Origin of the sequence: Chryseobacterium sp. Leaf394 (assembly GCF_001424105.1) — a bacterium.
Taxonomy (GTDB): Bacteria; Bacteroidota; Bacteroidia; order Flavobacteriales; family Weeksellaceae; genus Chryseobacterium.
In genome coordinates this window covers 215,835-235,255 of sequence record NZ_LMQH01000012.1, presented here as the reverse complement: position 1 = coordinate 235,255, position 19,421 = coordinate 215,835, and the positions used below count along the sequence as shown (strand labels likewise).

The window sequence follows — 19,421 nt, the reverse complement described above, 5'->3', positions numbered from 1 at the left end:
TTTTTAAATGAGTTTAAATGTTTTTTAAATGAGTTTAAACGTATTTTAAATGAGTTTATAATTATAAATACATAACAATGCCAAAAAAAAATAAATACATAAGTCAGAAAAATGACTCAAAACTCGTGGAAATCGGGAGATTGATTCTCCGTTTCATGAATCAGAACCAAACAAAAGTTTACAATTACAAACAGATCTCAGACGGGATCGACCACAAAAATCCAAGACAGCGTGAAATGGTGATTCAGGCTTTGCACAAATTACTGTCGAGCCAGAGAATTAAAGAAACCGATAAAGGAAAATACAGCATCAATCTCAATATTGAAGGTACTTTAACGGGAACCATCGATTTTAACCAGAGCGGAAATGCATACGTTACGGTAGAAAACTTAAAAGACGACGTATTCGTTCATTCTAAAAATGTCAAAGATGCTTTGCAGGGCGATAAAGTTTTAATTGTTACCTACAATTTTAAAGGTAAAAAACTCGAAGGCTCTGTTCTGGAAGTTCTGGAGAGAAAAAGAACTGAATTTGTCGGAACTTTTCAACTCGTTCCTCATAAAGAATTTGGGTTTGTAGTTTGCGATAAAAAAACAATCAACACCGATATTTTTATTCCGAAAGGAAAAATAAACGGTGCCGAAAACGGTAATAAAGTTGTTGTAAAAATGACTGAATGGAAACCTGGAGATAAAAATCCTGAAGGTGAAATTCTTCAGGTTTTAGGAAATCCCGGCGAACATGAAACCGAGATCCACTCTATCCTTGCAGAATATGGTCTACCTTACGATTTTCCGGAGGAAGTTGAAAGAGATGCCGACAAAATCGACCGCAGAATTACAGACGAAGAAGCGGCGAAACGTTGGGATATGAGGGATATTTTAACCTTTACCATTGACCCGAAAGATGCCAAAGATTTTGACGATGCGCTGTCGGTGAGAAAACTCGACAATGGAAACTGGGAAGTTGGCGTTCATATCGCAGACGTTTCACATTACGTGATTCCCGGAACCGTTTTGGATGACGAAGCATACGAAAGAGCAACGTCAGTTTATCTCGTAGACCGCGTTGTACCGATGTTGCCGGAAGTTTTGAGTAACGATGTCTGTTCACTCCGTCCGAATGAAGATAAATATACTTTCTCTGCCGTTTTCGAATTGAATGACAAGGCAGAAATCCAGAAAGAATGGTTTGGCAGAACCGTAATTCACTCCGACAGACGTTTCACTTACGAAGAAGCTCAGGAAAGAATTGAGACAAAAGAAGGTGATTTGCAGGAAGAAATCAACGTTTTGGATGATTTGGCTAAAATTATGCGTGCAGAACGCATCAGAAACGGTGCAATTACTTTTGACAGAAGTGAAGTCCGTTTTAATTTAGATGAAAACAATCAGCCTATTGGGGTTTACTTCAAAATAAGCAAAGATTCAAATCATTTGATTGAAGAATTTATGTTGCTTGCTAATAAAAAAGTATCAGAATTTGTTTCACTGAAAAAAGGAAGACCCAATCAGAATACCTTTATTTACAGGGTTCACGACGATCCGGATCCTGCGAAACTGGAAGCTCTAAGAGATTTTGTTTCCACCTTCGGATACAAAATGGATTTGGCAAATACCAAAAAAGTGGCAGAATCTTTAAACTCTTTACTGAAAGACGTAAAAGGCAAAGGCGAAGAAAATATGATCGAAACTTTGGCGATGCGAAGCATGAGCAAAGCAGTCTACTCTACCGAGCCGATTGGCCACTACGGTTTGGGCTTTGATTATTATTCGCATTTCACCTCTCCTATCCGTCGTTATCCCGATTTGCTTGCCCACAGATTGCTTCAGCATTATTTGGATGGCGGAAAATCTCCCGACAGAAATGAGTTGGAAGAAAAAGCAAAACACTGCAGCGCAAGAGAACGTCTGGCTGCCGATGCAGAGAGAGATTCAATTAAGTTCATGCAGGTAAAATTCATGGAGAAACATTTGGGAGAAACGTTCACTGGTGTGATTTCCGGAGTTGCAGAATTTGGTTTCTGGGTAGAAATTCCTGAAAATGGTGCTGAAGGTTTAATCAAACTTCGTGATTTGATGGATGATTCTTACACTTACGATAAAGCAACGCATGCCGTTTACGGTTCTCGCACAGGAAACAGATATCAGTTGGGAGATCAGGTTCAGATTAAAGTGGTTAAAGCCAATTTAATAGCGAAGCAGCTTGATTTTAAGATTGTTGAATAATGACAAAGACAGATAAATATATTGTTTTCAGTATTATCAATGTTGTTTTAATTATTACTATAATATTTAAAACCGTGATCAATTTTTATCTGTTCATTGTGATTATCATTTTTATTTGTTTTATTCTTAATAAATTAATCGATAAAAAATTAATCAGGATTAAAGACGGAGATAAAAAATACTTTTTATCGGTTACATTTCCTTTTATCGTCAATTGCTTTTTTCTGATAAATTATTTTACAGGAATGAATCCTCAAAAGGAAACATACTGTTTTAAAAATATGATTTCTGAAATAGGAGGAAGACATAGCCACCAAAAAGGAAAAACTACATATATCTATCTTAGTGAAAATGCCTATCCGTACTCTTACATGACAAGAAGTTTTTTTATTGATTACAAAAAAATGTGGGGAAACAATCAAATAACCTATACTTTTGAAAGAGGAATTTTCGGTTTGAAAACAATAAAAAAATTTCAATTTATGGATAATGAAAATTGTCCTGATAATTAGAATTTTCTAAAGACCAGAGGCTGTTCTAACAAGACAGTCTCTTTTTTTTTAGAAATTATGAATTAAAACAATGTTCTTTTTAAACCCTAATAAAAATATAATCTCTAAATTTGAATTTGAAACAAATTGTAAATGTTTGAACTCATATTCTCTGCCATCGGTCTGGGCTTCATGCTGAGCCTTGTTTTCATTGGTCCTATTTTTTTCCTTTTAATTGAAACCAGTTTTACAAGGGGGCCTAAACATGCTTTGGCATTGGATTTTGGTGTGATCACAGCAGATTTACTGTGCATTATTGCAGCCTATTACGCAAGTGCTGATATTGTTGATCTGATCGACAAGCACCCCGGTTTTTACAGAATTACATCTATTCTTATTCTCAGCTACGGGATCATTATGATGGTCACAAAAACCAAAATGCACATGCCTGGAGAAGAAAAATTAATCAGCCAGAATTATTTTAAAACATTTATTAACGGGTTTTTATTAAATCTTTTAAACGTTGGAGTCATTCTTTTCTGGTTAGTTACGGTGATTGGCGTCAGAAATCAGTATCCCGATACAGAAACAATGATTTTATACCTCGCCATCGTTATTTCAACCTATCTTTTAATTGATTTGGCTAAAATTTTTCTTTCTAAACAGTTTCACGACAGGCTCACACAAAAACTGGCCAACAGAATCAGGAAAGGCGTCGGAGTCGTACTGATTATTTTCAGTTTTTTCATATTCCTTCAGAGTTTCAAGATGTTTAATCAGTTTGATAAGCGGTTGGAAGAAGCGGAAAAAAAAGAATTAAAATATAAGAAGAACAGATAAACTATTAAAGTTTCATCTTAAATGCAGGTTTATTTTGGCCTTTGCTGAGTAGAAAGTCTTTGTGAACGAAAAGTATTCAGAATTATGATAAAAGAATCATTGCGGACTTTGAATCAAATCAGCACATTTAAAACTATTAATGAAAACAACAAATTGATCAATGAAAATATTTCCAAAATCACTGAAAAAAGGCGACAGAATTGCCATCATTTCCCCCGCAGGAGCCGTTGAACCATCTCAGCTGGAAAAAGGAATTGAAATGATAAAATCTAAAGGATTTGAACCTGTTTTAGGAAAAAATCTATATACTAAATTTTCAAACGGATACAATTATGCCGGAACTGAGGAGCAAAGAACTCATGATATCAACTGGGCTTTAAACGATCCTGAAATCTCTGCAATCTGGGCTTCCCGGGGCGGTTATGGCTGTCAGCATTTAATTGAAAATTTAAATCTAAAAGGTTTTACTAAAAATCCAAAATGGTATATTGGTTATTCAGATAATACTGTTATCCAAAGTTATTTGCTGAAAAAAGGTTTCGCCTCGATTCACGGACAAACCATTAAAACTTCAAGTTTTGGGGTGACTGATGAAAGTTATGATCTGACATTTAATATACTGAAAGGAAAACCTCTAAAATACACGCTGAAATCCAATCACTTTAACAAAGAAGGAAATGTGGAAGGCGAATTGGTTGGAGGAAATTTGGCATTAGTTTATGCTCTTTTGGGAACCAAATATTCCTTTGATTTTAAAGATAAAATTCTGTTTATTGAAGACATTGGCGAAAACTTTTACGCGCTCGACAGAATGATGATGAGTCTGGAAATGGCGGGTGTCTTTACCAAAATTAAAGGTCTGATTATTGGTGGCATGACGAATATGGGCGACGAAAAAGAAAATAAACATTATGAAGACAGTTTTGATGAATTTGCCTACAAATTAATTTCAGACAGAATTTCAGAATATAGCTTTCCTACTGTTTTTGCTTTTCCAAATGGGCATATTCATAATAATATTCCATTGATTTTAGGCTCAGAAGTATCTTTGAAGGCCGGAAAAAATGTTACATTAACTTTTAAATAAAATGCTGTTTTACTCAAAATTTGTACTCGCTTTTTTCCTGATTCTGGCTGGAGTTTTTCATTTTATTAAACCTCACTTCTTCATGAAAATCATGCCCGATTATATTCCGATGCATCTTCAAATGGTATACATCAGCGGCGCAGTAGAAATTTTGTGTGGGATTCTCCTTCTTTTTCCGGAAACTCAAAAGTGGGGAGCCTATCTTTCCATTGCCTTATTCATCGCAGTTTTTCCTGCGAATATAGAGATGGCAAAGAAGTTTTATGAAATTCATCACAAATACTTCTGGCTTACACTTTTGAGACTTCCTTTACAGATTGTTTTGATTTGGTGGGCGTATCAGTTTAGAAAATAAAATGAAGAAACAAAACTCTCATACACTCCAACCCTACAACTCTCCCACACAATAATGGCAGATCACAACGAATTAGGAAAAGAAGCAGAAAATCTTGCAGCAGAATATTTACTTAAAAATGAATATAAGATTCTCGTGCGCAATTTCCGTTTTAAGAAAAATGAAGTGGATATCATCGCCGAAAAAGATAATCTGATTGTTGTAGTAGAAGTGAAAGCCCGTTCAACAGATTTTTTTATTCTGCCTCAGGAAGCTGTGACGAAAGGAAAAATCAAATCAATTGTTTTGGCATCGAATCATTTTATGGAAGAATTTAATAAAAATCAGGAAGTAAGATTTGATATAATTTCGGTCCTCCCCAACCAAAAAGGAAATTTAGAAATAGAACATATTCCGGATGCTTTCCAGGCATTTGATGCAAACTGAACTAATGTAACAATCTATCAATGTAACGGTCTGGCAATAATTGGTAAACTGTTAAACTGATACATTGTTATATTTAAAAATTGAAAATTTTTATGAAAACAATACTCATCACCGGAGCCACCTCCGGAATAGGAAAAGCGACAGCTGAGCTTTTTGCAAAACAGGGAAACAGAATCATTATCTGTGGAAGAAGATCTGAAGTTTTAGAATCTGTAAAAACAGAATTATCAGCTTTAACCGAAATATTTAGTTTAAAGTTTGATGTCAGAAATTTGGAAGAAGTTGAAGCCGCTATTGCGTCACTTCCTGAAGAATGGAAAAATATTGATGTGCTCATCAACAATGCCGGAAATGCGCATGGTTTAGAGCCTTTATCAGCAGGAAGTACAGACGACTGGGATAATATGATTGACGGAAATGTGAAAGGTCTTTTATACGTGTCAAAAACGCTGATCCCGATGATGAAGGAAAGAAGTTCGGGACACATTATCAACATCAGTTCGGTAGCCGCCAGACAGACCTATGCGAACGGTGTTGTTTACTGTGCAACCAAAAAAGCAGTCGACGTTATTTCTGAAGGAATGAGAATAGAGCTCACAGAATTCGGAATCAGAGTGACCAATATTCAGCCGGGAGCTGTGGAAACAGATTTTTCTTTGGTTAGATTTAAAGGCGATCAGGAAAGAGCCGCAACAGTTTATGCTGGTTACGAAGCGTTAAAAGCCGCAGATATCGCCGATGCAATTGCTTATTGTGTAAATGCACCACAGCACGTAACCGTTTCAGATATGACGATTTATCCGAGCGCTCAGAGTGAACCGAGAACGATTTACAGAAAAGGATAATTAAATTTGAAAATGGGTCAATTTGAGAATTTGAGAGTGAAAATTCTTCATTTATCTTTTGTAATTGTATTTGCAATTGGATATTCTCAAGGCTATTCAAAACAAGAAAAAGCAGTTTTGATTCAGGCTAAAAAGCTTGATTCGCTGATGAAGAATAATGATCAATCCATTGTAAATTTATTTTCCGAAGACGTTTCTTTCGGACATTCCAACGGATGGATTCAGAATCTGAAGGATTTTAAAAAAGATTTTACTTCAAAGAAAGTTGTTTACAAAGAAATCCGTCAGACAGAAGTTTCTGAACTCAAAAAGTTTAAAAATACTTTCAGCTTGAGACGAACGATCAGAGTACATGGTTTATATAAAAATCAGGATTTTGAAATGAATCTTGCAGTGCTTGAAATCTGGATTAAAAAGAAATCTGAATGGAGATTGTGGAGTCGCCAAAGTGTGGAAATAAAGTGATAAATTTGTTGTAAAACGAACAAATAATGAACGGAGATTTTCAAAAATTTTTAATTTACCAGACGCCCAATAATGAAGTTAAGGTAGACGTTTTTCTTCAGAATGAAACGACTTGGCTTACACAGAAGTCGATGGCAGCTTTGTTTGATGTCAACGTTCCGGCAATCAGTAAACATCTTTCAAATATTTTTGATGAAGGAGAGCTAAGTCCCGAATCAACTGTTTCCATTTTGGAAACAGTTCAGCAAGAAGGTAACAGAAAAGTAAAAAGAAATGTAGAATATTACAATCTCGACGCCATTATTTCCGTAGGTTACCGCGTCAACTCTGCAAAAGCCACGCAATTCAGGATGTGGGCTACAAAAACTCTGAAGGAGTTTATCATCAAAGGTTTTGTGATGGATGATGAGCGGTTAAAGCAGGGACAGACGGTATTCGGGAAAGATTATTTCAGGGAATTACTGCAGAGAATCCGATCCATTCGTGCGAGTGAGAGACGCATTTATCAGCAGATCACAGATATTTTTGCGGAATGCAGCATCGATTATGATAAAAATGCTGCAGTTACAAAAAACTTTTATGCTACGGTTCAGAATAAATTTCATTTTGCCATTACGGGAAACACAGCCGCTGAAATTATTTATAAAAACGCCGACAGCAAAAAAGAAAATATGGGCTTAACAACCTGGAAGCATTCACCTGAAGGAAGAATTTTAAAATCTGATGTTGTGTTAGCTAAAAACTATCTGGCAGAAAAGGAAATTCAACAGCTGGAAAGAACGGTGACTGGCTATTTCGATTACATTGAAGGTTTAATTGAAAGAGAAAATACTTTTACTATGGAGGCTCTGGCTGAAAGTGTGAATAAGTTTTTAAACTTTAATGAATATAGAGTCTTGGACGGAAACGGTAAAATCGCAAAAATAGTTGCCGATAAAAAAGCAGTCACTGAATACGAAACATTCAGTAAAACACAAAGAATAGTTTCTGATTTTGATAAAGAAATAAAAAAATTGGGAAGAAACCTTTAGTCCTCATATATTGTAAACGTTCTGAGGTTTTCATTCATTCATTTCTTTTGGTACTTTTGCATGAGAAAAAGGCTAATTAAATTGGTCTTTATTTAAAATTTAATTCAATGAAAATTTTATATCTCGAAACCTCCTCAAAAAACTGCTCAGTAGCTATTTCAGACAGTGAAACGCTGCTTTGCGTTGCAGAAGAAGTTTCCGAAAACTATAAACAGTCCGAATCATTACACACTTTTGTAGAATGGGCTCTGGAAGGCGCAGAAATTACTTTAAAAGAAATAGATGCCGTCTGCCTGGGAAAAGGTCCCGGTTCTTATACAGGTTTGAGAATTGGTGCTGCATCTGCAAAAGGTTTTTGCTACGGTCTGAATATTCCTTTGATTGCAGTCAATTCTTTGGAAAGCATGAAAGAGCCGTTTTTAGGGCAAAACTACGACTTGGTTATCCCTTTAGTCGATGCAAGAAGGATGGAAGTTTATACAGCCGTTTATAATGGGATTTCAGGAGAAGAAATAAGTGCTACTGAGGCGAAAGTTCTAGATGAAAATTCTTTTCAGGAATTTAAAGATAAAAAAATACTGTTTGTAGGAGACGGAGCAAAGAAAGCTAAAGATATTCTGCAACTTCCCAACGCTGTATTTAATGAAGATATCTACCCTTCGGCAAAATTTTTAGTAAAGAAAACTTTAGAAAAAGTAAAAGCAAAAGACTTCGAAGATATTGCCTATTTCGAGCCCTTTTATCTGAAAGATTTCCACGGTGTTAAAAAGAAAAAAAGCGAAGATTAGTCTTCGCTTTTCTGTTTATTTTGGTTTTGCAGGAGCTGCATTTGGATTCGTCATATTAAAATTCGGATTATTTCCCTGCGGCTGTTTATCCGATGGTTTGGTCTGAATCGTATTCTGAGTCGGCGGTGTGGAGTTGGGAATATTTCCCATCGGAATTCCCGGTGCTCCCATCAGTGGTGCCTGCTGACTTGAAGGTTGCTGAGGTAGATCCTGAATATTACCGGGCATTTGATTCTGGCCTGGCATCATCTTATTTCCCTGACTGTCTGTGGTCTGAAAAGCAAGATCACTTTTAAGATAATTAAGCATCTGCTTTGCCTTCTCCCCTTCCGGAGTTTTGCCATAGTTGAGAACAATCTGTTCCAGCTGAAGTATCATCACCTCTTTCCCACTCGATTTTCCTGCATTAAAGGCATTCAAAAGAGAAAGTTTTGGTACTAAAGCGTCTTTAGGATTTTTCTGTATTGCCTGATCAATCATGCTCTGACTTTCGGCAAATTTTTCAGATTCATATAATGCAAATGCCGTTTTGTACTCATTTTCTGTATCTGCAGATGACTTAACAAAGGTGTTGTTTTTCGGATTTCGTGCAAATTCAGCAAATGAGGTATAAGGATAATCCTTTAGTAGAATCTGTTTTGCACGCTCAGCAAACTGTGGATTTTTTTCATAATTCATCGCGAAGATTTCATAGAGCGCCTGCAGCATTACCTTTTCTTCCGGTTTTACATCTACAAGATCGTAAAGTGTTTTTGTAGCTAAAGTTGTGTTGGTAAAATAGTTTTGGTACATTACACCAAGCCCTAATGAAGCCGTATCACGGTCTTTTTTCAGCTGACCCAGTTTACCTGCATCGGTAGGAATCTGTTCGATATAATATGCGGGTTCAAAACGTCTCGGATTAGGTACAGAGGTTACACCCAAAGCCTCATTTTTCATATCTTCAATGGTCGCCATTTTTTTTGAAAAACGCCAGTTGTCTGACAGTGCCCTATCGCCCCAAACCTGCTTAAAGGTTGATGTACCTTTACTTACAGTTCCGGTGTTGCTGAAGTAGAAACCTTTCTGGCTCACACCAAAATCTTCAAACGTGTTTCCCGAGTTGGCAAACATCGAATTTGCGCTGTAATCTCCTGTGTCAAAGCCTTTATTCCGTTCTGCCCTTCTTCTTTCAATTTCTTCTTTTTCTTCCTTTGCTTTAAGTTTTGCAATGTGTTTGCTGAAGAAATCTGTTTTTTGCTCAGGACTGAGTTTCGCCAGAGAAAGAATACTGTCATTTTTCTTGATCAGATAATAGTTGACTGAGATTTTTTTGATATACGTACTTTGGTCTTTCAATAAAATTTTTGAAGGCTCATAAGTCATCACCGCCAAAGCTGAATCGTAATAAGCTCCCGCACCGATATAATCGTTTTTATCTAAATAATTCTTCCCGATTTCGTAGTAAGCAAGACCTCTCACCTGCCCGTCTGAAACTTCTTCCTTTAAAGATTTTCTGAAAAATTCCTGAGCTTCGTCTTTCTTTCCTGCATTGTTAGCCATCAAACCTAAGGCGTAGTAAAATTCATTTTTTCTCGAGCCGTAAGTACCCTTCTTGCTTATTTTTTCAAGGTATTCTCTAGCGCCATCGTAGTTTCCTTTTCCGTTGAATGTTTTGGCAATCTGGATCTGGGATTTCACTTCAAATTCAAAATCATTGGCATATTTGTAGGCTGCCATAAAGCTTTCTCTTGCTTCATCATTTTTACCTAATTCCTGCTGTACCTGACCTTTCAGGAAAGCAATTCTGCTTTTCAGCTGTCTGTTGCTGTTTAACGCATAGGCACGGTTCAGTTCTTCTAACGCTTCCGCTTTTTTACCGTTATCCAGTAAAGCTTCTGAGCGGTAAATGCTTAAAAGTTTGTCATAATCTTTCTTTAAACCTTCATTTTTTACCTGCCCCCAGATTTGTTCAGATTTGTGGAAATTATTCATTTTAGCATAAGCTAATCCTTCATAAACCTTGGCTAAAGGAAGTCTTTTATCTTCCTTCATGTGCGTGTAAACATAGTTAAGCGCGTCTAAAGCTTGTAAATTTTTACCCTGATAAATTCTTGACTGAACTAAAATGATATAAGCGTCAAAAATCGTTTTGTTAACCTCTTCATTTTTTCTGATGACAGAATATTTATTAATAGCCTTTAAAGCCTTTGCTTCAGCAATTTCAAGAATTGTTGCTCCTTTATTTTCCGGTTTGATCTGTGATCCCTGACCCCCCATCATTGGACTGTTACCTCCCAAAGGACCTGGCATACCCGGAGGCCCCTGAGGTCTTCCTCCATTTTGCGGTCGGTTTACTTCTGCCATTTTCATGGAGTTTTCTGCAAACGCAGAAGACTGTCCCAAATCACTTCCCAAAGGTTGTTCTTCGTAAGTTAAAATAGGAATATAAGGCGCATAAAAATTGTCTTTATGGGCTTTATCTCTGTTTTCAAACTCGGTATTCAAAGCGTCTTTTGCATTGAAAAGCGTGTTGTAGTATGTTGAAAATCCTTTGATAAACTTCGATCTCGCTTCCGGTTTTTTTACTTTTGTAGAACAGGAAACAACGAAAATCGCCGCCATAAGGAATAAGATATTCTTTTTCATTATCTAATATAACTCTCTAATCTGCTTTTTATTATGACAGAATGATGATTTTGTAAAAATAACAAATTTTTATTTGGAATTTTTTAAATATTTTTCAAAATTTGATAAACAAGATGCGTCGGAAGTCCCATTATCGTATAATAACTTCCTTTTATGTTTTTAATTTTTGCCATTCCCAGCCATTCCTGTATTCCGTAGCTGCCTGCTTTGTCGAATGGTTGGTAGTTTTTTATGTAAAAATCAATTTCCTCATCGGAGATTTCCTCAAATTCCACATCGGCAACGTCGGTTTCCGTGATGGTTTTATCTAAGGTTTTAATCGTAACAGCTGTGTAAACCTGATGTGTTTTACCAGATAAAAGTTTCAGCATCTTTCTGGCTTCATCTTCATCCAGAGGTTTTCCCAAAAACTGATTTTCTGTCGCAACAACGGTATCTGCAGTAATCAGCACTTCATCATCCGCCAAATCTCTGAATACATTGGCTTTTAATTCAGACAAATACGCGGCAGACTCTCCTACTTTTATGTCTTCAGGAACAATCTCTTCGCAGTCAATTTTAACGACTTCAAAACCGAAACCTAAGCTGGATAAAAGTTCTTTTCTTCTGGGAGACTGTGATGCTAAAAGTATTTTCATTGAATTTATAAACTATTATTGATTTTTTCTGATTTTAAAAATCAGACCGATTGTGTATTGTCGTCATGCCATTTTCCCTGCACCTTCATTACCTGCTCAATCACATCCCGTACAGCTCCGCTCCCACCTTTTACTGTAGAAATGTAGTCTGAAATATTTTTTACTTCAGGAACTGCATTTTCGGGACACGTCGCAATTGCAGAATTTTCCATCATGTGAATATCCGGAAGATCGTCGCCCATCGTGAGAATTTCTTCGTTTTCTAAATTATATTTAGACTTAAAATTTTCATAATCCACCATTTTGTTGTGTGATTTTGCATAATAATCTTCAATTCCGAGATAATTGATGCGGTGTCTCACCATTTCGTCATTTCCGCCTGTGATCACACCGATTAAATAGTCATTTTTTAAGGCCTTTACTACAGCATATCCATCCAGAACATTCATTACTCTGCTCATATTTCCGCCGGGCATCAGATAAACGCTTCCGTCTGTGAAAACACCGTCTACGTCAAAAACGAAGGCTTTTATATCTTTTAATTTTTCTTTATAACTCATTTTTCTTTATGATTGATAAATGATAATTGATGAATGATAGAAGATTCAGGTCAATTGCATTCACTTATCGTTTTTATTGTATTTTAAATTAATTTAATCAAGATTATACGTCAGTCTTACCGTAATTCTTGCTGATTTTTCTTTGCTTGAAGTGTCGAAATTTCCGCCATAGCTGTCTTCATCTGTCGAACCTTTCGCTGTAATCTGAAAAACACCCATCGAAGCATCTTTTAATTTGCCTAAATCACCATCGGCACTTTCAACAATTTTTTCAGCCCTTTCTCTGGCATCTTTTGCCCCTGCCTGTATCAGACTGTGTTTCAGAGATGAAAGATCAGAATAAGTATACTGAGCAGCGGATGGCTCAAACTGTACTCCACTATTGATGAGTTCGGCAGTTTTATCCATTACCGTTTCAATTTTTTTCATCAGATCCGGATTTTTCTTTGCTCTGAAAAATACATTCTGTGAAGCTCTGTAACCGTCGAAAATTTCTTCTGACCTTTCTGCGCCGTCTGCATCTTTGGTGGTAACTGTGCGGAAAGATTTTGAGAAATTAACTCCGCCGAAAGCAAATTCTCCGGCTTTAAAACCTTTGCTGTAGAAGAAAGCTTTCACTTTTTCCTTATCCTGCGAAATTATGCTGTAAGCATCTTTTGCATCCATCGCACTGGCATCAAAACTTCCTCCCCAACTCATTTCGTCTGAAAGAAAATCTTTAGAACCTAGCCCGGTAACGGAAATGGTATCCTGTTTTAAGTTTCTGTTTTTAAAACTTGAACCTAAGATGAGAGCAGTAATCACGATGGCTGCTCCAATAATGAGAGAATGGATGACTTTGGTTTTCATTTTTGTCGGTTTTCATCAAAGTTAATACTTTATGGCAACTGATACATTTTTTTGATGGAAAGATTCATCGTTTTATAAATTTCGAGGCTTTCATTTTTCAGCAATTGCTCGTGTAATTCTAAAATTCTTTTATCGTTCCTTACCGCTGGACCGGTTTGGGCAAATTTGGGATCAATTTCACTGATTTTATGAACGGTTTCATCGATTAATGGCAAAAAATAATCAAACGGAATTTCCTGAGCGTCTGAAATTTCTTTTGCTCTCGAAAAAAGATGATTCACAAAATTGCAGGCAAAAACCGCTGTCAAATGAATGTATTTTCTTTTTTCATACGTACTTTCCATCACATTTTCTGAAATTTTTAAAGCAAGTTTAGTCAAAGTTTTCTGGTCTTCTTCATTTTCAGTTTCAATAAAAAAAGGAATTTTTGAATACTCTAAATCTTTTGATTTTGAAAATGTCTGTAACGGATAAAAGCTTGATTTTCTGTACGCTCCTACCATAATTTCTTTAGGCAAAGATCCTGAAGTGTGTGCAACTAAACAGTCTGTTTTTGTAATCAATTCAGAAACATTTTTTACCGAACTGTCGCTTACACAAATCAGATACAAATCCGCATCTTCCGGTTTTTCATTTGAGAAAGGAATATTTAATTCTGAAGAAATTTTTTGAAGTTCAGTTTCGTTTCTTCCAAAAATCTGAGCGACAGGAATTTTATTTAAAACGAAAGCTTTCGCCAGATGATAAGCGACATTTCCGGAACCGATGATTACAATTTGCATAAAACAAAGATAAAGATTTTGGTTGTGATTTATGTTTGACGAAATATTTTAAAGGTTTGAACCATTAAGATCTTTAAGTTTTTAAGGTAAATTATACTTTAGAATTTTAAGGTTTACCAAGGTAAAAAATTAAGGCAATGTCAATGTGAACAGGAATGTTTCTAAATTTTTCAAGCTTTTCTTTTGTGACTTTGACTTAGTTAAATATTCGATTTATGATTTTTAAAATCTGCAGTTATGAGTGGATAATTTTATTTTCAATAAATTTAGGGTTAAATTTAATCTCTTTTTTAAACTAATAATAATTTAATGGGCTCAAAATTGAAGAAGTAATTTAACTTTCAGCTATTTTTGTAATCCAAAACAATGAAAGCATCTTATGAAGAATAAAGACGCGGAAATAATTTCGTTGATGCAAGACCCGCAAACTCGTGAAAAAGGAGTTCGTGCTTTGATGGATGCTTACCAGAGCCGGCTGTACTGGCACATCAGGAGAATTATCGTTGATGGAGATCTGGCTCAGGATACTTTGCAGGAAACATTTATTAAAGCTTATCAGAATTTTCATCAGTTCAAAAATGACAGTCAGCTTTACACCTGGCTGTACAGAATTGCAACTAACGAGTCGCTGCAACAGCTTAATAAACTGAAAAAAATGCAGAAGACAGATGAAGATCCTGATTATCACATGCAGAATCTTGTTGCAGATAATGCAGGAACCGATGCAGAAGATATACAGATTTTGCTGCAGAATGCGATACAGAGCCTGCCGGAGAAGCAGAAACTCGTCTTTATGATGAGGTATTATGATGATCTTCCTTACGAGGAGATCTCAAAAATTGTGGATATGTCTGTTGGTACTTTGAAAACCAATTATCATTACGCCAAACAGAAAATAGAAGAGTATATAAAAGAAAATTACGAAAAATAATTTTTCAAAACCAAAACATGAAAGACTTCGATATAGAAAAATTAGAACGGAAAAACATTTACAGAGTTCCGGATAATTTGTTCCAGAATATTCAGGATAAAGTGTTGACCGGAGTGAATGATTTCGATGTTGAGAAATTAGAGCGAAAGAACATTTACAAAGTTTCGGATGATTTGTTTGAAACAGTTCAAAATAATGTGATGTCAGAAATCAGAGGTTTCAATGTAGAAAACCTTGAGAGAAAAAACATTTATAAACTTCCGGAACATTTGTTTGAAAGTGTTCAGAATAAGGTACTTGCGGAAATCAAAGTTGAGAAAAAAGCACCGATTATCAGACTCAACTGGGCATATACAGCAGCTGCTTGTCTAGCGCTTGTATTTGGAGGATCATTAGTGTATAACGGAATTTCAGATGTAGCACCGGCAAATAATCTTGCAGAAGTTACTCCGAAAAAAGAAAGCCAGATTGCATATGAAACTTTACAGGCAGATTTAACTTCTGTAGAATCGGATAATCAAACAGCTGAAGATCGGAATATAAAACCGGTTGTAAGCCATGCTTCACAGAATGTGAATACTGTCCAAAAAGTGAAAACAGTATCAGCATCAGCGAAACAGACCGAAAAACAGATGAACGAATATCTGGATTCTTTTACCAGTTCTGAGATTGCAGATCTTGCAGTGAACGGTAATCAGGATGTGTATTTGGATCTTTATAACTAAACAGAAGATGAAGAAACTTTTTTTAATATTATTTGCATTCTGCAGTTTGGGAGTTTTTGCCCAGAAAGACTACGACTGGAAGAAGATGGATCCCAAGCAGCGCAAAGAAATTATCAATAAAATGTCACCGGAAGAAAGAAAAGCTTTGCTCATCAAATTCCGGAATAATATGGTACTGGAGCAGTTGAATATTGATGCCGACGATAAGGAAGAATTCACAAAACTGTACAATGAATATATGGATAAGCAGAAACAGATTAAATCACAGTTTGATTCTGATTTTAATCCTGAAACGCTTTCTGAGGAAGAAGCCAAAACAAAACTGAATCAAAGTTTTGATGTAGGACAACAGATGCTGGATAACAGAAAAGAATATGCAGAAAAAATGCAGAAAGTAATCCCTTGCCAAAAGGTTTTGAAGCTTTTTAATTCTGAGTCAATGATGAGAGATAAAATGAACGAAAGAAAACCTCACGGAGACAAAAAAGGCTCAAGACCGTAAAAGCAGTCTACATAATAGTTTATTTTTTTAATGTTTGAACGACCCTCGCAATTGATTTTGTGAGGGTCGTTTGATTTAAATTCATACTTTTGAGAAAAATCTGGAAATGACAAAATTTATCTTTTTATTACTGCCTTTCCTGGCATTTTCACAGAAAACCGAAACCATTGATCTTTCAAAATCAATTAAAAACAATAAAACAAATTATAAAAGCTTCACAGTAATCGACAAAAGATCAAATCCGGAGATTGGTTCTGTGATGTATCATAAAGATCAGGTTAATCTGGTGTTTGAAAATAATGCTGAAACAGATTTTAAAAACTGGTTTTACAAGTACAATCCTTTGAGAGGAAATGAGGAACTGGTTATGCTTCTTGAAAATATTACTTTGAGCGAAGATAAAAAAGAGAAATTCTCAATCGGAAAACTTGAAATCCGGGCAAGTACTTTTATAAAGAAAGAAGATGGATATCATTTTCTGTATAAAAAGGACACTGTTACTACCGTATCGTCCCGTACAACACCTTATTTAGCACAAAGTCTCTCAAAAAAACTGACGCTTACTTTCACCGATCTCCTGAAAAAATCCTACGAAGCCAGACAGTGGGATTTTGCAGTTTCCGAAACAGAACTTCCAAACTATGCCACGATTTTAAAAGATAAACTTGAAATTTTAAAAGCAGACGAACTTAAAGAAGGTGTTTATAAAGATTATTACAGCTTTTTCACCCACAATCCAGAGGCAGGTTTTACCATCGAAACCGATAAAAAAGGCGTTGTGACCAAAGCAGTTAACGGAGACAAAAAAGAGCCTATCAGAAACTTTTATGCATTTGTTCATAATGGTATTCCTTTCAAGGTAATTCCAGTGGGTTATGTAGAAATTTTCAGAGATGAGCAGGGATTATTCATTGAAGCTAAAAAAGAGGAGCTCTATCCTGAATCTAATAGTTCTCCAATGATTATGCTTGGTGGCGGCGTCGCGGGCATTATTGGTAGTGTGGTCGCCAATGTTGCCATATCAGCAATTGATACAAATGCAGCGAAGAAGAGAAGTGCCATGGCAGGTTCCGAAGTAATTCTTGATCCTCTGACCGGAAATTATATTTTGCCGGAGGGTTTTATGAAAAAATAGATAATAAATAATAAAGAGAGACCCGAAAGTCTCTCTTTATTATTTGTAACCAGTCGAATACGAATAAGGAAAATCCTTCTCATCAGTCCCACGCTGTTTATTGGGCTGTGAACTCATCTCAAATTTCAGAGTGGCACCCTTCATCAGTTCTTCATGGCTGAGCCAGTTTTTTGAATATTTCTTTCCGTTATATTTCAGCGCATTGACGTAGCGGTTTTCTTCGCTGTTCTTGTCTGCTTTAATTTCAATGGTGTTTCCGTTGTTCAGATGAATTTTTGCATTTTTAAAAAGCGGCGCTCCCAAAACGTACTGATCCGTTGCCGGAGTAACGGGATAAAAACCCAATGCAGAGAAAATATACCAAGCCGAGGTTTGTCCGTTATCCTCATCACCGCAATATCCGTCGGGAGTTGGCTGGTAAAGGCGGTTCATCGTTTCCCGAACCCAATACTGTGTTTTCCAGGGTTCACCTGAATAATTGTAGAGGTAAATAATGTGCTGTGCAGGCTGATTTCCGTGGGCATACTGTCCCATATTCGCATTCACCATTTCCTGAATTTCATGAATGGTTGAGCCATAATAGGAATCATCAAAAACCGGAGGCAGCTCAAATATTTTATCTAAATTTTTCGAGAATTCTTTTCTTCCGCCCATCAGTTTTGCCAGTCCGTCAATATCCTGAAAAACCGACCAGGTGTAATGCCACGAATTTCCTTCTGTAAACGCATCGCCCCATTTAAAAGGATTGAAAGGCGTCTGAAAACTTCCATCCTGATTTCTTCCGCGCGCTAATTTTGTTTCAGGATCGATCACTTTCTGAAAATTCTGCGAACGTTTGTAATATTCTTTCCATTCAGATTCCGGTTTACCCAAGGCTTTTCCGAGTTGCGCGATGGCAAAATCATCGTAAGCGTATTCTAAAGTCCGTGCAGCATTTTCATTAATTTTTACATCATATGGAACGTAGCCTAATTTGTTATAATATTCAATTCCCAGCCGTCCTGTTGCCTGCGGACCTTCATTATTGGCACCGTGAAGCAAAGCCTGATACAACGTTTCGATATCATATCCTCTCAGACCTTTGAGGTAAGCATCTGCCACCACAGAAGCAGAATTATTTCCAATCATAATATCTGAATAGGAGGGACTCGACCATTCGGGCAGCCAGCCGCCTTCTTTGTAATCACTGATCAAACCTTTCTGCATTTCAAGATTGATGTCGGGATAAACAAGGTTCAGAAAAGGGTAGAGTGCTCTGAAAGTGTCCCAGAAACCGGTTCCTGCAAAGCGATATCCGGCTTCTGTCTTTCCTGAATACGGACTGTAATGGACAATTTTTCCTTCTTTATCGACTTCATACATTTTGTGCGGAAAACAAAGCATCCGGTAGAGTGAAGAGTAGAAAGTCCGCATCTGATCAATGGTTCCACCTGCGATTTCCACTCTTTTTAATTTTTGGTTCCACGCTGTTTTGGCTTTATTTAAAGTTTCATCAAATGAATCTTTGCTGAGTTCCCGCTGTAAATTTAATTCAGCCTGCTCTAAACTGATAAACGAAGAAGCAATTCTCAGGTTCACTTTTTCACCCGTTTTTGTAGCAAAACCGACTACTGCGCCACAATGATCTCCGGTAATTTCAAGAGCATCTTTTACAAAATCTTTGTCTTTCCAGGTGGAATATTTGGTGAATGGTTTATCGGCATAAATGACAAAATAGTTTTTAAAACTTACCAGTTTTCCACGGGAATACCGTGTGGAGTAGCCGACAATTTTATTTTGAGACGGAATAATGGTAATGCTTGATCCTTTATCAAAAGCATCCACCACAAACCATGAATCGCTGGACTCGGGATAGGTAAGGCGCATCTGTGCTGCTCTTTCGGTCGGTGTCAGTTCGGCAGTCACGTTATGATCAGCGAGATAAACACTGTAATAATAAGGTTTTGAAACTTCAGATTTATGTGAAAACCAGCTCGCTCTTTCTTCTTCATTAAAACGTGTTTTCCCCGTCACTGGCATAATCGAAAACATTCCATAATCGTTCATCCATGGGGAAGGCTGGTGCGTCTGTTTGATCCCTCTGATTTTGTCGGCATCGTAGGTATATTGCCAACC

General features: G+C 36.5%; 20 protein-coding genes. 14 read left to right on the top strand and 6 right to left on the bottom strand.

From position 1 onward, the window contains the following. Positions 1–77 precede the first annotated feature (77 nt). From rnr to tsaB, 10 genes are all read left to right on the top strand, one after another. Positions 78–2,228, top strand: a complete 2,151-nt coding sequence (gene rnr, locus ASG21_RS16555) for a ribonuclease R (RefSeq protein ID WP_056083091.1) — start codon at positions 78–80, stop codon at positions 2,226–2,228. Beyond that, a complete protein-coding gene (locus tag ASG21_RS16550) occupies positions 2,228–2,740 on the top strand; it encodes a hypothetical protein (RefSeq protein ID WP_056083086.1) in 513 nt (170 codons plus the stop codon). Before rnr ends, ASG21_RS16550 begins: the two co-directional genes overlap by 1 nt. Before the next feature lie 132 nt (positions 2,741–2,872). After that, entirely contained in the window at positions 2,873–3,559 is a 687-nt protein-coding gene (locus ASG21_RS16545; RefSeq protein ID WP_056083083.1) for a LysE family transporter, read from the top strand. Between the two features lie 160 nt (positions 3,560–3,719). Next, positions 3,720–4,646 carry an LD-carboxypeptidase gene (locus tag ASG21_RS16540; RefSeq protein ID WP_056083079.1) on the top strand — a complete coding sequence of 309 codons (927 nt, stop codon included), beginning with the start codon at positions 3,720–3,722 and terminating at the stop codon, positions 4,644–4,646. A 1-nt stretch (position 4,647) separates the two neighbouring features. Continuing rightward, positions 4,648–5,001, top strand: coding sequence for a MauE/DoxX family redox-associated membrane protein (locus tag ASG21_RS16535; RefSeq protein WP_056083077.1), 354 nt, complete (start codon positions 4,648–4,650; stop codon positions 4,999–5,001). A 54-nt stretch (positions 5,002–5,055) separates the two neighbouring features. Then, entirely contained in the window at positions 5,056–5,427 is a 372-nt protein-coding gene (locus tag ASG21_RS16530) for a YraN family protein (protein ID WP_056083075.1), read from the top strand. A gap of 92 nt (positions 5,428–5,519) precedes the next feature. Continuing rightward, the gene (locus ASG21_RS16525) at positions 5,520–6,272 is read left to right on the top strand and encodes an SDR family NAD(P)-dependent oxidoreductase (protein ID WP_056083071.1); all 753 of its coding nucleotides are present in this window, start codon (positions 5,520–5,522) and stop codon (positions 6,270–6,272) included. Positions 6,273–6,284: 12 nt separating this feature from the next. Next, on the top strand, positions 6,285–6,737 hold the full coding sequence (locus tag ASG21_RS16520) for a DUF4440 domain-containing protein (protein ID WP_056083068.1): 453 nt from the start codon (positions 6,285–6,287) through the stop codon (positions 6,735–6,737). A gap of 26 nt (positions 6,738–6,763) precedes the next feature. Continuing rightward, a complete protein-coding gene (locus tag ASG21_RS16515) occupies positions 6,764–7,768 on the top strand; it encodes a virulence RhuM family protein (protein ID WP_056083065.1) in 1,005 nt (334 codons plus the stop codon). A gap of 107 nt (positions 7,769–7,875) precedes the next feature. Beyond that, positions 7,876–8,556 (top strand): tRNA (adenosine(37)-N6)-threonylcarbamoyltransferase complex dimerization subunit type 1 TsaB, encoded by a 681-nt coding sequence (gene tsaB, locus ASG21_RS16510; RefSeq protein WP_056083057.1) that lies wholly within the window; start codon positions 7,876–7,878, stop codon positions 8,554–8,556. Positions 8,557–8,571: 15 nt separating this feature from the next. Here tsaB and ASG21_RS16505 read toward each other — a convergent pair whose 3' ends face one another. From ASG21_RS16505 to ASG21_RS16485, 5 genes are all read right to left on the bottom strand, one after another. Further along, the gene (locus tag ASG21_RS16505) at positions 8,572–11,184 is read right to left on the bottom strand and encodes a tetratricopeptide repeat protein (RefSeq protein WP_128414342.1); all 2,613 of its coding nucleotides are present in this window, start codon (positions 11,182–11,184) and stop codon (positions 8,572–8,574) included. An 83-nt stretch (positions 11,185–11,267) separates the two neighbouring features. Next, entirely contained in the window at positions 11,268–11,822 is a 555-nt protein-coding gene (locus ASG21_RS16500; RefSeq protein WP_056083054.1) for a Maf family nucleotide pyrophosphatase, read from the bottom strand. Between the two features lie 41 nt (positions 11,823–11,863). Beyond that, positions 11,864–12,382 carry an HAD hydrolase family protein gene (locus tag ASG21_RS16495; protein ID WP_056083051.1) on the bottom strand — a complete coding sequence of 173 codons (519 nt, stop codon included), beginning with the start codon at positions 12,380–12,382 and terminating at the stop codon, positions 11,864–11,866. A 93-nt stretch (positions 12,383–12,475) separates the two neighbouring features. Next, positions 12,476–13,231, bottom strand: coding sequence for an SIMPL domain-containing protein (locus tag ASG21_RS16490; protein WP_056083045.1), 756 nt, complete (start codon positions 13,229–13,231; stop codon positions 12,476–12,478). A 29-nt stretch (positions 13,232–13,260) separates the two neighbouring features. Then, complete coding sequence (locus ASG21_RS16485; protein ID WP_056083042.1) at positions 13,261–14,013, bottom strand: DUF2520 domain-containing protein; 753 nt, start codon at positions 14,011–14,013, stop codon at positions 13,261–13,263. Positions 14,014–14,392: 379 nt separating this feature from the next. Here ASG21_RS16485 and ASG21_RS16480 point away from each other — a divergent pair, with 379 nt between their 5' ends. The 4 genes from ASG21_RS16480 (at position 14,393) to ASG21_RS16465 (ending at position 17,306) form a co-directional block, all read left to right on the top strand. After that, the gene (locus ASG21_RS16480) at positions 14,393–14,944 is read left to right on the top strand and encodes an RNA polymerase sigma factor (RefSeq protein WP_056083040.1); all 552 of its coding nucleotides are present in this window, start codon (positions 14,393–14,395) and stop codon (positions 14,942–14,944) included. Positions 14,945–14,961: 17 nt separating this feature from the next. Next, the gene (locus tag ASG21_RS16475; protein ID WP_241773520.1) at positions 14,962–15,669 is read left to right on the top strand and encodes a hypothetical protein; all 708 of its coding nucleotides are present in this window, start codon (positions 14,962–14,964) and stop codon (positions 15,667–15,669) included. 7 nt (positions 15,670–15,676) lie between these two features. Beyond that, positions 15,677–16,171, top strand: coding sequence for a hypothetical protein (locus tag ASG21_RS16470; RefSeq protein ID WP_056083037.1), 495 nt, complete (start codon positions 15,677–15,679; stop codon positions 16,169–16,171). A 106-nt stretch (positions 16,172–16,277) separates the two neighbouring features. Next, positions 16,278–17,306 (top strand): hypothetical protein, encoded by a 1,029-nt coding sequence (locus ASG21_RS16465; protein WP_056083035.1) that lies wholly within the window; start codon positions 16,278–16,280, stop codon positions 17,304–17,306. Between the two features lie 39 nt (positions 17,307–17,345). On the opposite strand, the gene ASG21_RS16460 is transcribed toward ASG21_RS16465, so the two are convergent. Next, the coding region (locus ASG21_RS16460) for a GH92 family glycosyl hydrolase (protein WP_241773519.1) at positions 17,346–19,421 on the bottom strand (2,076 nt) is incomplete at its 5' end.